General features: G+C 66.0%; 12 protein-coding genes. 3 read left to right on the top strand and 9 right to left on the bottom strand.

Features of this window, described 5'->3' with window-relative positions:
- The first annotated feature begins 30 nt into the window (after window positions 1-30).
- The gene (locus CXZ05_RS07400) at window positions 31-750 is read left to right on the top strand and encodes a DUF4166 domain-containing protein (RefSeq protein ID WP_102971980.1); all 720 of its coding nucleotides are present in this window, start codon (window positions 31-33) and stop codon (window positions 748-750) included.
- 16 nt (window positions 751-766) lie between these two features.
- Here the strand turns inward: CXZ05_RS07400 and CXZ05_RS07395 are convergent, their stop codons facing one another.
- Window positions 767-1807 (bottom strand): hypothetical protein, encoded by a 1041-nt coding sequence (locus CXZ05_RS07395; RefSeq protein ID WP_102971979.1) that lies wholly within the window; start codon window positions 1805-1807, stop codon window positions 767-769.
- A gap of 3 nt (window positions 1808-1810) precedes the next feature.
- Window positions 1811-2233, bottom strand: a complete 423-nt coding sequence (locus tag CXZ05_RS07390; RefSeq protein WP_102971978.1) for a chorismate mutase — start codon at window positions 2231-2233, stop codon at window positions 1811-1813.
- A gap of 96 nt (window positions 2234-2329) precedes the next feature.
- Between CXZ05_RS07390 and CXZ05_RS07385 the strand changes: the two genes are divergently transcribed.
- Window positions 2330-2986: an NADPH-dependent F420 reductase gene (locus tag CXZ05_RS07385; protein WP_102971977.1), complete on the top strand. Its 657-nt coding sequence runs from the start codon at window positions 2330-2332 to the stop codon at window positions 2984-2986.
- Window positions 2987-3043: 57 nt separating this feature from the next.
- Here CXZ05_RS07385 and CXZ05_RS07380 read toward each other — a convergent pair whose 3' ends face one another.
- The 5 genes from CXZ05_RS07380 to mnmA all read right to left on the bottom strand — a co-directional run bounded on the left by CXZ05_RS07380 (window position 3044) and on the right by mnmA (window position 10022).
- Entirely contained in the window at window positions 3044-4759 is a 1716-nt protein-coding gene (locus CXZ05_RS07380; RefSeq protein WP_102971976.1) for an ABC transporter ATP-binding protein, read from the bottom strand.
- Window positions 4756-5778 carry an ABC transporter permease gene (locus CXZ05_RS07375; protein ID WP_180987314.1) on the bottom strand — a complete coding sequence of 341 codons (1023 nt, stop codon included), beginning with the start codon at window positions 5776-5778 and terminating at the stop codon, window positions 4756-4758. Before CXZ05_RS07375 ends, CXZ05_RS07380 begins: the two co-directional genes overlap by 4 nt.
- 2 nt (window positions 5779-5780) lie before the next feature.
- The gene (locus CXZ05_RS07370; protein ID WP_102971975.1) at window positions 5781-6872 is read right to left on the bottom strand and encodes an ABC transporter permease; all 1092 of its coding nucleotides are present in this window, start codon (window positions 6870-6872) and stop codon (window positions 5781-5783) included.
- Between the two features lie 129 nt (window positions 6873-7001).
- Window positions 7002-8636, bottom strand: coding sequence for an ABC transporter substrate-binding protein (locus tag CXZ05_RS07365; RefSeq protein WP_102971974.1), 1635 nt, complete (start codon window positions 8634-8636; stop codon window positions 7002-7004).
- A gap of 246 nt (window positions 8637-8882) precedes the next feature.
- Window positions 8883-10022: a tRNA 2-thiouridine(34) synthase MnmA gene (gene mnmA, locus CXZ05_RS07360; protein WP_102971973.1), complete on the bottom strand. Its 1140-nt coding sequence runs from the start codon at window positions 10020-10022 to the stop codon at window positions 8883-8885.
- Between the two features lie 171 nt (window positions 10023-10193).
- On the opposite strand from mnmA, the gene CXZ05_RS07355 reads away from it, so the two are divergent.
- Window positions 10194-11450 (top strand): NAD(P)/FAD-dependent oxidoreductase, encoded by a 1257-nt coding sequence (locus tag CXZ05_RS07355; RefSeq protein ID WP_102971972.1) that lies wholly within the window; start codon window positions 10194-10196, stop codon window positions 11448-11450.
- Window positions 11451-11459: 9 nt separating this feature from the next.
- Here the strand turns inward: CXZ05_RS07355 and CXZ05_RS07350 are convergent, their stop codons facing one another.
- The gene (locus CXZ05_RS07350) at window positions 11460-12689 is read right to left on the bottom strand and encodes a cysteine desulfurase family protein (protein ID WP_102971971.1); all 1230 of its coding nucleotides are present in this window, start codon (window positions 12687-12689) and stop codon (window positions 11460-11462) included.
- A 71-nt stretch (window positions 12690-12760) separates the two neighbouring features.
- Complete coding sequence (locus CXZ05_RS07345; protein ID WP_102971970.1) at window positions 12761-13450, bottom strand: metalloregulator ArsR/SmtB family transcription factor; 690 nt, start codon at window positions 13448-13450, stop codon at window positions 12761-12763.
- Window positions 13451-13454: the final 4 nt, after the last annotated feature.

Genomic DNA, 13454 nt, shown 5'->3' with positions numbered 1-13454 from the left:
GACCCACCAGACCGGATGTCAGGAGCCACCATGAATGCCCCGATCTACCAGCAGGCCCTGGGTGCCGGTTTCCTCCGGCTGCAGCCGGAAGTGCAGGAGTACTTTTCGCTTGCCCCGGGTTCCGGCAGCTTTGGCGTGGGCGAGGGCGTTTTCGATGTGGTGGGCTGCAGACAGCAATGGCTGCGGCCGGTGCTGCGGCTGACCGCAGGCGAGCAGGCGTTCTTTCCGGAGTACGGCGAGGGCGTCCCGTTCCGGATCGAAAACCATGCGCATCTCGATCCTTACGGCCGCTCCAGCCTGACGGCCCGGCGCGAGATATTCTTCCCCGGCAGGACCAGGATCTTTCAGGACACCACCAGTGTGGAAGAGGGCGGCGCCGGCACCCGGGCCCGCCTCGTGGACTACGTCGGCCGGTACCGCCGGCTGGTGACGGACCTGAATCTCGACGTGACAGCGGAGGGAAGGTTGCGGGGAGTCTCCGAAGCATCCCGGCTGTTCCTCGGCCCGCTCCGGTTGCCGCTGCCGGCGGCCCTCGACGCGAAAGCGTACGCGGAGCAATGGTGGGACCCGGCCGCGGGGGAAACCGGACGGCACAGGATCCAGGTGAAGGTGATCCAGCCGCAGCTCGGCCTCGTCCTGGTTTATGCGGGGCGCTTCGACTACCGTCTGGAACCCTATCCGTCCGGAAGTTCTTCGGCGGGCTTCCTTCCGGCGCATGCCAGGCCCGAACGCTGGGAGCGACGAAGCTAAGGCAGTACCAGCCCGTTTAGCCGAGCGCGAGCTGGTTCAGGCCGTCGGCAACCTGGGTGAGGCGGGTGAGGACCTCCGTTGCGGCGGCAGGTGGCTGCTTTTCAAGGCCGCCCGACGGCGTGACCCGCAGCGTGCCGAGCGCCGCCAGCGGCAGGCCGAGCTGCTGCCACGGGCGCCGGACAGACTCCACAACCGCCGATGCCTTCGGCACGCCGTCGGGTCCGTCAGCCTGCAGGGCTCCGGCCCAGAGCCGCTTGCCTGCTTCGACTGCCTCCGCGAGCTGTTCCCACTGCCGGGTGGTCAGGGCCCGCAGCGGAACGGCGATAGCGTCCGCGCCGGCAGACAGGATCCTTTCGAACGGGGCCTCGATCTCCGGCACCGCAATGGCGATCTCGGCGGCGCCGGCCTCGCGGAGGGCGTCAATCACCACGCGCCAGAGCTCCGCGACCTCGTGTCCGGCGATGGAGCGCAGGGTCCGGTAGCCGCTGGAGGTGGGGATGGTGCCGGCGAGGACCGAGGCAATGTCCGGTTCGTCGAGCTGCACCACGAGCCTCGCCCCTGGGACGGCGGCGGACACCTTGGTCAGGTGCTCGCCAACCCCGGCCGCGAGGGAAGCAGCGATGTCGCGGCGGGCGCCGTAGTCGATCAGCGCGCGCTCGCCGTTGTGGAGGTGCAGGCCGGCGGCCAGGCTCAGGGGGCCGCGCAGCTGGACCTTGAATTCGTCGGCGGCGCTGTCCTCTTCGCCGGCGATGTCGGCCAGCACGTTGATGTCGGTGGAAAGGGCCGATCTTGCCCGGACCAGGTCGCGCCCGGGCCGGTCAACGATCCGCCAGCCGTGCGGCTGGACGTCCACGGCCAGGTCCACCAGGAGTGAGGCGGTGCGGCCTATGGCATCAGCACCGACGCCACGGTCAGGCAGCTCGGCGAGGAAGGGCAGGTGCGGGCTGCCGAGCTCACCGCGGATGATGCGGGTGGCCTCCACGGGATCCTGGCCCGGCCACGGTCCCAGTCCGGTGGCCGTCACCTGGGCCGGCAACTGGATGTCTGCGTCCGGCACGGCTTAGGCGGTCAGCGGAGCTGCTGGGCTGGCCGTCCCGTTGGAAGTTCCACCGGCGGAATTGTGGTCCTCCGCGATCGCCTCGTGGTGCCGGATCACCTCGCCGATGATGAAGTTCAGGAACTTCTCCGCAAACGCCGGATCCAGCTGCGCGTCCTCGGCAAGGCGGCGGAGCCGGGCGATCTGGGCAGTTTCACGCCCCGGATCCCCCGCAGGAAGGCGGTGGGCAGCTTTGAGGAATCCCACCTTCTGGGTCGCCTTAAACCGCTCCGCCAGAAGATAAACCAAGGTTGCATCGATGTTGTCGATGCTCGACCGGATCGATAGCAGCTCCGCCATCACCGCAGGATCCACATGCCCGGCCAGGGAGCTGGCGGCGGGATTGTAGGAGTCGGTGTCAGGCAGATCATGGTTCAGCTCGGTCATGGTTCCAGTCTATGGGCACTGCAGGACTCCCTGCCCGTGTTAAGGAAGCAGGCAGAGAATGTAAGTGTTCGTTAGTACCGATGAGGGAGGCTCCACATGAGGATCGCAGTTCTAGGTACCGGCGTGGTGGGCAGGACCCTGGCGGGAAAACTCGTGCAGTCCGGGCACGACGTCGTTCTCGGGTCGCGGAGCGCCACCAACGACGCTGCCGTGGGGTGGGCAGCCGAAGCGGGGCCGCGGGCCGAGGCCGCAACGTTCGCCGATGCCGCGGCGCAGGCCGAGGTGATCATCAATGCGACGCCCGGCACTGTTTCGCTCGAAGTACTGGCCGCTGCCAGCACGAAGAATATCGCCGGCAAGGTGCTGATCGATGTGGCCAATCCGCTGGACCATTCGGCCGGTTTCCCGCCGTCGCTCTCCATCTCGAACACCGACAGCCTGGCGGAAACCATCCAGCGGGCGTTTCCCACGGCCCGCGTGGTGAAGGCACTGAACACCATGCGCGCCGATGTCATGGTGGCGCCGGACCGGCTGGCGGACGGGGATCACGACGTGTTCATGGCCGGCGACGACGCCGGCGCCAAGGAAGTGGTGGCCGGGCTGCTGCAGGAATTCGGCTGGCGGCCCGAACACATCAGGGACCTCGGCCCGCTGGAGGCGGCACGGGGCATGGAGATGTGGCTGCCGCTGTGGCTGCGGATTTTCCTGAACCAGGGAAACCGCGTGTTCAACATCAAGGTGGTCTCTGAATAGGGCAGGAGGCCCGTATCCCACGTTTGCAGAAGGTGGGATACGGGCCTGCCGTGCGTTCTAGATGCCCAGCAGGGCGCGGTGGTCCTCCCGGCGCTTGGCCTGCTCGGCCGGATCCGGGACAGGCAGTGACGCGATCAGGCGCTTCGTGTAGTCATGCTGCGGGGAGCCCATGACGTGGTGACCGATGCCCTGCTCAACGAGTTTGCCCTTGTACAGCACCCCGACCCAGTGCGACAGCATGTCCACCACAGCAAGGTCATGGCTGATGAACAGCGCCGCAAACCCGAACTCCTGCTGGATCTCACGGAAGAGCTCCAGGACTTTCGCCTGCACCGAAACGTCCAGCGCCGACGTCGGCTCATCGGCGATGAGCAGTTTCGGGTTCAGAATCAGCGCCCGTGCCAGTGATGCGCGCTGCCGCTGCCCGCCGGACAGCTCATGCGGGAAACGGTCAGCGTACGACGCCGGCAGCTGGACTGACTCCAGCAGCTCACCCACGCGCTTGCGCGCCTGCGCCGGTGAAGGGTTGGTGTGGATGACCAGCGGTTCGGCGACGCAGTCGCCGATGGTCAGCTGCGGGTTGAAGGACGCTGCCGGGTCCTGGAAGACGAACCCGATCTCCTTGCGGAGCGGCTTGAAGCTCCGTTCCTTGAAGTTCAGCATCTCGTAGCCCAGAACGTTCAGGCTTCCGCCGGTGGTCCGGTTAAGGCCGGCGATGGCCCGGCCGATGGTGGTCTTCCCGGAACCGGATTCGCCAACGAGCCCGAACACCTCGCCTTCGGACACCGTGAAGCTGACGCCGTCGACGGCTTTGAAGGCGGGGCTGCCCAGCCGGCCGGGGTACTCGATGGTGAGGCCCTTGGCCTCCACCAGCACCTGCCCGGCCTGGTGCGCCCGCTCCGTCATTCCTTCGGACGCCGAGTGCCGGCCAAGGTGCGGGACGGCGGCCAGCAGCTTCCGGGTGTAGTCCTGCCGCGGCTCGGCGAAGAGGGATTTCGCGCTGGCTTCCTCGACGACGTCGCCCTGGTACATCACTACGACGCGGTCGGCGAGGTCGGCCACCACGCCCATATTGTGCGTGATCAGCACAATGGACGTCCCGTACTTGTCCCTCAGGTCCCGCAGGAGCTCCAGGATTTCCGCCTGCACAGTGACATCCAGGGCGGTGGTGGGTTCGTCGGCCACGATCAGCCCCGGATTCAGGGCAAGCGCGGCGGCGATGACCACGCGCTGCTTCTGGCCGCCCGAGAACTGATGCGGGTAGTAGTTGACGCGCGTTTCGGGGTCCGGGATGCCCACCTTGCGCAGGGCCTCGATGGCCCGGGCCTTCGCTTCCTTCGCGGTGACCCGTTTGCCGCCGTCCCGGCCCGCATGCGCGAGGATCCCTTCGGCGATTTGCCAGCCGACGGTGAACACGGGATTCAGTGCCGTGGACGGCTCCTGGAAGACCATGGCCACGTCCCGTCCCCGGATCTCGCGGAGCTTCCCAGGACTGACGCTGATGACGTTGCTGCCGTTGATCAGCACCGCGCCGGAGCTGATGGCAGTTTCCGGCAGCAAGCCGAGGATGGTCTTGGCCGTCACGGTCTTGCCGGAGCCGGACTCGCCGACGATGGCGAGCACCTCCCCCGCCTGCACTTCAAGGCTTACGTCCTTGACTGCGTACACGTCCCCGGCGTCGGTGGCGAACGTGACCTTGAGGTGGTCGATGTCCAGCACGGGGCCGGTACCGGCCGGGTGCTGGTCTGAAACCGATCCGATGTTGATGGTCATGAGCTTCTCACATCTGCTGAAATGGCTGCCTGGGCCGCCGCGGTCGAGTCCGGTCCGCCCTTGTTTCCGGCGCGCTTGCGCCCGCGGAGGCGGGGATCGTTGAGGTCGTTGATGCTCTCCCCCACCAGCGTGAGGCCAAGGACTGTCCAGACGATGGCAAGGCCCGGGAACACGCCGGTCCACCAGATGCCTGACGTGGTGTCCGCGAGTGCCTTGTTGAGGTCGAAACCCCATTCAGCGGCGGACGAGGGTTCGATGCCGAATCCCAGGAAGCCCAGACCCGCCAGGGTCAGGATCGCCTCGGACGCATTCAGGGTGAAAATCAGCGGAAGGGTGCGGGTGGCATTCCGGTAGATGTGCCTGCCCATGATGCGGATGCTGGAGGCGCCCACCACTTTGGCCGATTCGACGAAGGGTTCCGCTTTGAGCCTGATGGTCTCGGCCCTGATGACACGGAAGTATTGCGGAATGAACACCACGGTGATGGAGATCGCCGCGGCCAGCACGCCGCCGAAGAGGCTGGACTCGCCGCCGCTGATGACGATGGCCATGACGATGGCCACCAGCAGTGACGGGAATGCGTAGATGGCGTCAGCCACCACCACGAGGACCCGGTCGAGCCAGCCGCCGAGGTATCCGCTCACCAGGCCGAGGATGACGCCGGCGAAGATCGACAGCACCACGGCCACGACGATCACGAGGATGGCGGTCTGGGAGCCCCAGATGACCCGGGACAGGACATCGTAGCCGCCGACGGTGGTGCCCAGCAAATGCTTTCCGCCGGGAGCCTGCTGCGTGGGAAAGCTGCCGTCGGCGTCGGAAAGTTGCGCAAATCCGTAGGGGGCGAGGAGCGGCGCGAAAATGGCGGTCAGGAGGAACGTGGCGGTCAGGACGAGGCCGACGACGAGCATGCCCCGCTGGAGTCCGACGCTTTTGTTGAAGTGGGAAATGACGGGCAGCCGTTTGAGCAGCGGTGCCTTGCGGTGCACGGTGGCTTCCATTGAAGGGGTGATGCTCATTGTCAGTACCTCACACGGGGATCGATCAGCGCGGCCACGATGTCCACGATGAAGTTGGTGATGGCGACGATGACGGCGAGGAGGACCACGATGCCCTGGACAGCCACGAAGTCGCGGGCCGTCAGGTAGTTGGCCAGCTGGAAGCCCAGCCCTTTCCACTCAAAGGTTTTCTCCGTAAGCACGGCACCGCCGAGCATCACCGCGATCTGGAGGCCCATGACGGTGATGATGGGGATCAGGGCAGGCTTGTAGGCGTGCTTGGTAACCAGCCGGAATTCGCTGACGCCGCGCGAGCGGCCCGCCTCGATGTAGTCGCGGCCCAGCGTGCCGATGAGATTGGTGCGCACCAGACGGAGGAAGATGCCTGCTGTCAGCAGGCCCAGGGCAACAGCGGGCAGGACGGCATGCGCCATCACGTCGCCGAGGGCGGCCGTATTGCCGCTTCTGAGCGCGTCCAGCCAATAAATCCCGGTTGGTGCTTGGAGCCCGGTGAGGGCAAGTTCGCTGGAGGTTTTCGCACGACCCGCCACGGGCAGCCAGCCCAGCCACACGGCGAAGGTCAGCTTCAGCAGCAGCCCGGCAAAAAATACGGGTGTGGCGTAGCAGAGAATGGCAAAGACGCGCAGTACCGCGTCCGGTGCGTGGTCCCTGCGGTGGGCGGCGATCATCCCGAATGGAATGCCGACCAGAAGCGCGACGATGAGAGCGTTGACGGTAAGTTCGAGCGTGGCCGCACCATAGGTTGCCAGCATCTCAGTGACCTGGCGGTTGTCAGAGAGGGTGGTGCCGAAATTGCCGGTCACCAACTGGCCCAGGTATTCGAAGTACTGGACGGGGAGCGGCCGGTCGTATCCGGCGTCGTGAATCCGCTGCTGCAGCTGTTCCGGAGGCAGGCGGCCGCCCATGGCAGCCGTGATGGGGTCGCCCGTGATCCTCATCAGGAAGAACACCATGGTGACCAGGATGAAGATGGTTGGAAAGATCAGGAGGAACCTGATCAGGATGTACTGGCCCAGTCCCCCGCCGGACTTCTTTTTCTTTGTCGGCAAAAGGCCGTCTGCGTCGCTTGGCGGCGCCTCAATGAGAGTTGTCATTACTGCCTGATTCTGTGTTTCCGGGTCCGTCACGGATCCGGAATCCGTTGTTCACCGGCCAGCAAGGAGGCGGAACGCCTGGAAGGCGTCCCGCCTCCTTGGCTGGTCAGGACCTGATGGGGTGGAGCCCTACTTCGAGATCACTCCGAGGCGGGTCTTGAATGACGGGTCCAGCGTCTGTTCTACGCCCTTGACATCCGCGCCGGCCACCATCAGCTGGGCGCCCTGCAGCAGCGGCAACGTGGAAAGGTCCTTGGCAACGGCCGTCTGCGCGTCTCCGAGAGACGTTTCACGCTCGGTCTTGTCGGCTGTGACCAGTTGTTTCTTGATGATGTCAGTGACCGCCGGGTTCTCGTAGTGGTTCTTGAGGAAGTTGCCCGGGATAAAGAACGGCGTGAGGTAGTTGTCCGCGTCGGAGTAGTCCGGGAACCAGCCGAGCTGGTAGACCGGGTAGGCGTCCGCGGTGCGTGCCTTGGAGTAGGTCACCCACTCAGTGGACTGCAGGTCCACCTTGAACAGGCCCGACTTTTCCAGCTGTTCCTTGATCATGGCGTATTCATCACCGGAGGACTTGCCGTAGTGGTCCGGGTTGTACTGCAGTTTGATGTTGACCGTGCCGGTAATGCCGGCGTCGGCGAACGCCTTCTTGGCCTTGTCAAGGTCGGGCTTGCCGTTGCCGTCGCCGTACATCTCCTTCAGGGGTTGCGCTGCACCTGGCAGTCCGTCCGGAACGACGGAGAACGCAGGAAGGTAGGTGCCTTTGTAGACCTGGGTTGCAATGGCCTCCCGGTCGACAATGTCGGCCATGGCCTGGCGGACGGCGAGCGCCTTCTTGGCGTCGGCGTTGGCCGTCTTGGCACCGAAGGGCATGGTGTCGAAATTGAAGACGATGTAGCGCAGTTCACCGCCGGGGCCCTTGTGCACCTTGACCTTCGAGTCCTTTTCAAGGTCCGCGGCGTCGGTGGCTGTCAGGCTGCGGCCGGCAACGTCGATGTTGCCCTGCTGCACGTCCAGCTTCAGATTGTTGGAGTCGGCGTAGTACTTGATGTTGGCGCCGTCGTTGGCGGGTTTGCCGAGCAAGCCGTTGTAGTCCGGGTTGGCCTTGAGGCTGACAAGCTCGTTCTTCTTGTAGCTCTCGATTGTGTACTGGCCCGCAAAGGGCTTGCCTTTGACGATCTCGTCATCGCTCATGATCTTGTTCGCCGGAAAGACTTCTTCGTCGACGATGGGGCCGCTGTTGGTACCGAGGACGCTCGGGAAGACCTGGTCGTTAGCCGCCTTAAGCGTAAAAACGACTGTGGAATCATCCTTGGCTGCCACCGATTTCAGATTCGCGAGCAGTGACGCCGGCCCGTTGGGGTCGGCGATCTTGACCACGCGGTCGATCGAGAACTTGACGTCGGAGGAGGTCAGCGCGTGGCCGTTGGCGAACTTGAGGCCCGGCTTCAGCTTGACGGTGTACTCAGTGGGGGTGGTGAACGACGCCGATTCGGCGATGTCCGGGCTGGCCTCGGCGGATCCGGGCTTGGAGTTCATGAGGAACGGATAGACCTGGTTCATGATCATGAACGAGCCGGCGTCATAGGAACCGGCAGGGTCAAGGGTAACCACCTTGTCGGTGGTGCCGTACGTGATGGTTCCTCCGCCGGCGCCGCCCGTGGAAGTTCCCCCGCCTCCGGACGGGCCGGTGCAGGCTGTGAGTGCGAAAGCGGAAACGCCTGCCAGCGCGACAGCGCTCCGCAAGGCCCTCTGATTCATTGCCATCTGTGAACTTTCTGTTCGATGAGTACGCGCGGGGTGCCCGAACTGACTCGTGTGCGGGGCATCCCGCTGATGCCTCTGATTCAACCAGAAGGTTGCCCGGTGAAACATTGCATCGTGTGAGTTGAGACACAAAATTTACCAGAACGGCCCGCGGTCCGCTGACCGAACGGTCGGAAACCGGGAAAGGGCACAAAAACGGCCGGCGGAAATCCGCCGGCCGCTGTCACTCCAGAAACCGGAGCATGGTCAAAGCTGGGCCCGCTGCAGGGACCGCGCAGCGTCGATGGTCGCCTGGCCGAGGACCCTGCTGGCCTGGTAAAGCACCACGGTCTGTCCGGGCGAAACGCCGCGCAGCGGCTCCGTCAGGGTCACCACAAGGCTGTCCCGCGCAATCCCGGCGTCGTCGGCAACCCGCTCAATGCGCGCAATGGCAGGAACGGGGTCGCCGTGTGCGCGCACCTGCGCATGGCAGTCAAAGTCGGCTCCGGAGTCAACCTCATCGATGGGCAGGCCGGCCCAGGAAACCTTGATGCCGCGGATTTCGTCGATGGCCAGCAGGGCCTCGGGCCCCACCACCACCTTGTTTTCCTTCGGCCGGATCTCCAGCACGAACCGCGGCTTGCCGTCCGCCGCGGGCCGGCCAAGCTTCAGCCCCCGCCGCTGCCCGACGGTGAACGCGTTCGCTCCGGGGTGTTCGCCCACCTTGGCGCCGGTCTCATCCACGATATCGCCCGTGGTCATGTCGATCTTTTCCGCGAGCCACCCGGCGGTGTCGCCGTCCGGGATGAAGCAGATGTCGTGGCTGTCCGGCTTGTTGGCCACGGACAGTCCGCGCCGCTCGGCCTCCGCGCGCACCTCCGCTTTCGACGGGGTGTCTGCGAGCGGGAACATGGAGTGCTTGAGCTGCTCATGGGTGAGCACGCCCAGGACGTAGCTCTGGTCCTTGGCCCAGTCGGCGGCGCGGTGCAGTTCGCGGTTTCCGTCGGCGTCCTCAATGACCTTGGCGTAGTGGCCCGTGCAGACGGCATCGAACCCGAGGGCCATCGCCTTTTCGAGCAGGGCGGCAAACTTGATGCGCTCATTGCAGCGCATGCAGGGGTTGGGTGTGCGGCCGGCGGCGTACTCGTCGATGAAGTCCTGGACCACGTCCTCCTTGAACCGCTCGGAGAAATCCCACACGTAGTAGGGAATTCCCAGGACGTCGCAGGCCCGCCAGGCATCGCGCGAATCTTCGATGGTGCAGCAGCCTCTGCTGCCGGTGCGCAGGGTGCCCGGCATCCTCGACAGCGCGAGGTGAACGCCGACGACGTCGTGCCCCGCCTCGACGGCGCGGGCGGCGGCAACGGCGGAGTCAACTCCGCCGCTCATGGCTGCTAGAACTCGCATTATGGCTTTCTGTTGGATTTAGACCCATGACGCACGGGTTGCCGAACTATTCTACTTGCTGCCGGAATCAAGGCCTAAATTTCCTTGACGGTTCCGGTCCGCCCTTCTAAAGTCACGAGTAACGTTTTTAGAACGCGGGCCGCTGGCCTGCCGGCCGAATCGAGTAACGCCATGACCCCTGAAAGCATTGTCATCGCCGGCGCCGGCCTGGCCGGAGCGACGGCCGCCCGCACCCTGCGCTCCGAAGGGTACGCCGGGAACATCACCATCGCGGGGACCGAGCCGCACCCTCCGTATCTCCGGCCGCCGCTGTCCAAGGAATACCTGCTCGGCAAAGCCGGGGAGGACGCCGTCGAGGTCGTGCCGGAGAGCTGGTACGCCGCAAACAACGTCCGCCTCCGGCTGGACACCCCGGTGGCGTCGGTCGATCCTGCGGCACATACCGTCCGCTTCGCAGACGGGACAGTCCAGGGGTACGGGGCACTGCTGCTGGCTCCCGGCGCCACGCCAAGGACGCTGCCATTGAGCGGCGCGGATCTGGACGGCGTCAGCACCTTCCGCACGCTCGATGACAGCCGCCGCCTGCGGGACCAGCTGGCGTCCGGCGGCCGGAACCTTGTGCTCATCGGCTCCGGCTGGATCGGGATGGAACTGGCCGCGGCGGCAAGCACCTACGGCAACCAGGTCACACTGCTCGGGCTTGAGGACATCCCGCTTGCCGCGGCGGTCGGCCCGGAGCTGGGCAGCTTTTTCCGTACCCTGCACGAGGACAACGGAGTCCGCTTCAGGCTCCCCGCCTCCGCCAGGGAAATCACCGGACAAAACCGGCGGGTGACGGGAGTGGTGACCAACACCGGCGAGCTCCTGCCCGCGGACATCGTGGTCATCGCCGTGGGTGTGGTGCCCGAGACGGCACTTGCCGCCGCGGCCGGGCTGGAGGTCCGCAACGGCATCCTCACCGACGCATCACTGCGCACCAGCGCCCCGGATATTTTTGCCGCCGGCGACGCCGCCAATGCATTGCATCCATTCACCGGCGAGCACCACCGCAGCGAACACTGGTCCAACGCGCTCAACGGCGGCAAGGTGGCGGCCAGGGCCATGCTCGGCCAGGACGTTGCCCTGGACACGGTTCCCTACTTCTACACCGACCAGTTCGACGTCAGCATGGAGTACTCCGGCTTCCCGTCCCTCGCAGCGAAGACGGCTCCGGTCATCCGCGGCTCGCTTGACAGCAAGGAGTTCGTGGCGTTTTGGCAGCAGGACGGGCGCGTCGTGGCCGGCATGAGCGTCAACTGGCCAAGGTCCGTCAAACCGAGTGCCCAGAAGACCATCAAGACGCTCATCTCCGCCCGGGCAGAGGTGCCTGCCGAGCGGCTGGCCGACCAGACGGTTCCGCTCGACCAGCTGATACCGGTGACCAGCTGATACCGGTGATCAGCTGATGCCGGAACCCTGACGGGCTACCGTGGCAGCCGTCTGAATGGAGGATTCATGTCCGGCCATTCCGGCCTGCCGCGCCCGGGCGTAAGCGCTGGGCAGGGCCTCCAGGAGTGCGTCGACGTCCGCTTCCGTCGAAGGATGCCCAAGGGTGAAGCGCTGTGCACCACGTGCGGTCTCCTCGTCCAGGCCCATGGCAAGGAGGACGTGCGACGGACGCGGGACACCCGCCGTGCAGGCGGAGCCGGTGGATGATTCGACGCCGGCGAGGTCCAGGAGGAACAGCAGGGAGTCACCCTCGCAGCCAGGGAACGTGAAGTGGGCGTTACCGGGCAGCCGCCCGTCGCCCTCCGGACCGCGCAACACCGCGGCCGGAACTGCGTCATGGACTCCGGCGATGAGCCGGTCGCGCAGGCCGGAAATGCGCGCCGCCTCGGCCTCGAGGTTCTTCGCGGCGGAGTCAGCAGCGGCGGCGAAGGCCGCTATGGATGCGGTGTCCAGCGTCCCCGAGCGGACGTCGCGCTCCTGGCCGCCGCCGTGCTGCACCGGCGTGAGCTTCACCGAGCGCCCAAGAATGAGCGCGCCGACGCCGACCGGCCCGCCAATCTTGTGGCCTGAGATGGACATGGCATCCAGCCCGGAGGCCCGGAAATCGACGGGGACGGAGCCAAACGCCTGCACCGCGTCCGAATGCATCGGGACGCCGGCGGCGTGCGCGAGCTCCACCACCCGATGGACGGGCTGGACGCTGCCCACCTCGTTGTTGGCCCACATGACCGTCACCAGGGCAATGGACTCGGGGTCACGCGCAAGTTCTGCCTGCAGCGCTTCGAGGTCCAGCACGCCGTGCTGGGTGACGGGCAGCCAGGAAACTTCCGCCCCTTCGTGGCGCTCCAGCCACTCAATGGTGTCCAGCACGGCGTGGTGCTCGACGGCGGAGCACAGGATCCGCCGCCGGCGCGGGTCTTCCGCCAGCCGGGACCAATACAGGCCCTTGACGGCCAGGTTGTCCGCTTCGGTGCCGCCCGAGGTGAAGATAACCTCCGACGGATGGGCACCTGCCGCGGCGGCGAGGGTTTCCCGCGCATCCTCCACGGAGCGTCTCGCCCTGCGGCCGGAGCCATGCAGGGACGAGGGGTTCCCGGTCCGGGACAGCTCTCGCGTCAGTGCAGCGAGCGCTTCGGCTGCGATGGGCGTGGTGGCGGCATGGTCCAGGTAAACAGGCACGCTTAAATTCTAGACGCCGCCCGAAATGGAGATCCCGAGGGTTCCTGAGGCCCCGGATCTCCAAACGCCCCTCAGGGCCTGATCCTGGCGCAGCAGCGCCCGACCGTCCTGTCTTCCACCACTTTCTCCTCCGGCACCCCGCAGGCTGCCGCGGCACCACTCAAAAGCGCACCGCTCATGGCACACACCACGTCCGCATGCCCGTCGGCGAGCCGGTGAAAGGGACAGTTCGTCAGGATGGTGCCGCCCTCGGCGTCCTGTTCGGGCATGTAGCCAATGCTCCCGAGCACTTCACCCAGGGATGATCCGCTCCCACCCAGGGCACGGCCCCGCGAGTAGGACGCGTCAGCCAATGCCTCGCGCACCCCTCCCCCGCCGGTCATGGAGGATTCAATCGCGGTGGCCATCAGCTCTCCGGCCAGGTCGTAGCTCCGGTCCGGTACCGACACACCCACTTCTTCCATCGCCGGGCGGTACAGCTTCGCCGGACGGCCTGACCCCGGGCCCGCCTTTTCGCCGAGCTTGCGGAACTCGACGGCGAGCAACCCGTCGCGGACCAGCCTGTCCAGGTGGAAGGACGCCGTAGACCTGGGCATGCCCAGCGCAGCAGCAGCGTCGTCCCGTCCCACCGCCGACGAATGCCCGGCGACGTACTCAAAAAGGCGCCGCCGGCTGGCGTCGCCCAGCGAGGCCAGGGCGGCCAAACGGCCGGTCCATGACAGACCGGACTTCGATTCGGGATTCTCAGCTGGTCGGCTCATGGAT

The organism is Arthrobacter sp. AFG20, from assembly GCF_002892795.1.
Lineage (GTDB): Bacteria > Actinomycetota > Actinomycetes > Actinomycetales > Micrococcaceae > Arthrobacter.
Note: the sequence above shows the minus strand (reverse complement) of the source record. Positions and strands in the feature narration are given on the sequence as shown.

Bases quoted from the DNA above. Each gene is read 5' to 3' on its own strand.
- CXZ05_RS07400 (WP_102971980.1), top strand. From the start codon at position 31: ATGAATGCCCCGATCTACCAGCAGGCCCTGGGTGCCGGTTTCCTCCGG.
- CXZ05_RS07390 (WP_102971978.1), bottom strand. From the start codon at position 2,233: ATGACCGAGCTGAACCATGATCTGCCTGACACCGACTCCTACAATCCC.
- CXZ05_RS07385 (WP_102971977.1), top strand. From the start codon at position 2,330: ATGAGGATCGCAGTTCTAGGTACCGGCGTGGTGGGCAGGACCCTGGCG.
- CXZ05_RS07380 (WP_102971976.1), bottom strand. From the start codon at position 4,759: ATGACCATCAACATCGGATCGGTTTCAGACCAGCACCCGGCCGGTACC.
- CXZ05_RS07375 (WP_180987314.1), bottom strand. From the start codon at position 5,778: ATGAGCATCACCCCTTCAATGGAAGCCACCGTGCACCGCAAGGCACCG.
- CXZ05_RS07370 (WP_102971975.1), bottom strand. From the start codon at position 6,872: ATGACAACTCTCATTGAGGCGCCGCCAAGCGACGCAGACGGCCTTTTG.
- CXZ05_RS07365 (WP_102971974.1), bottom strand. From the start codon at position 8,636: ATGGCAATGAATCAGAGGGCCTTGCGGAGCGCTGTCGCGCTGGCAGGC.
- mnmA (WP_102971973.1), bottom strand. From the start codon at position 10,022: ATGCGAGTTCTAGCAGCCATGAGCGGCGGAGTTGACTCCGCCGTTGCC.
- CXZ05_RS07355 (WP_102971972.1), top strand. From the start codon at position 10,194: ATGACCCCTGAAAGCATTGTCATCGCCGGCGCCGGCCTGGCCGGAGCG.
- CXZ05_RS07345 (WP_102971970.1), bottom strand. From the start codon at position 13,450: ATGAGCCGACCAGCTGAGAATCCCGAATCGAAGTCCGGTCTGTCATGG.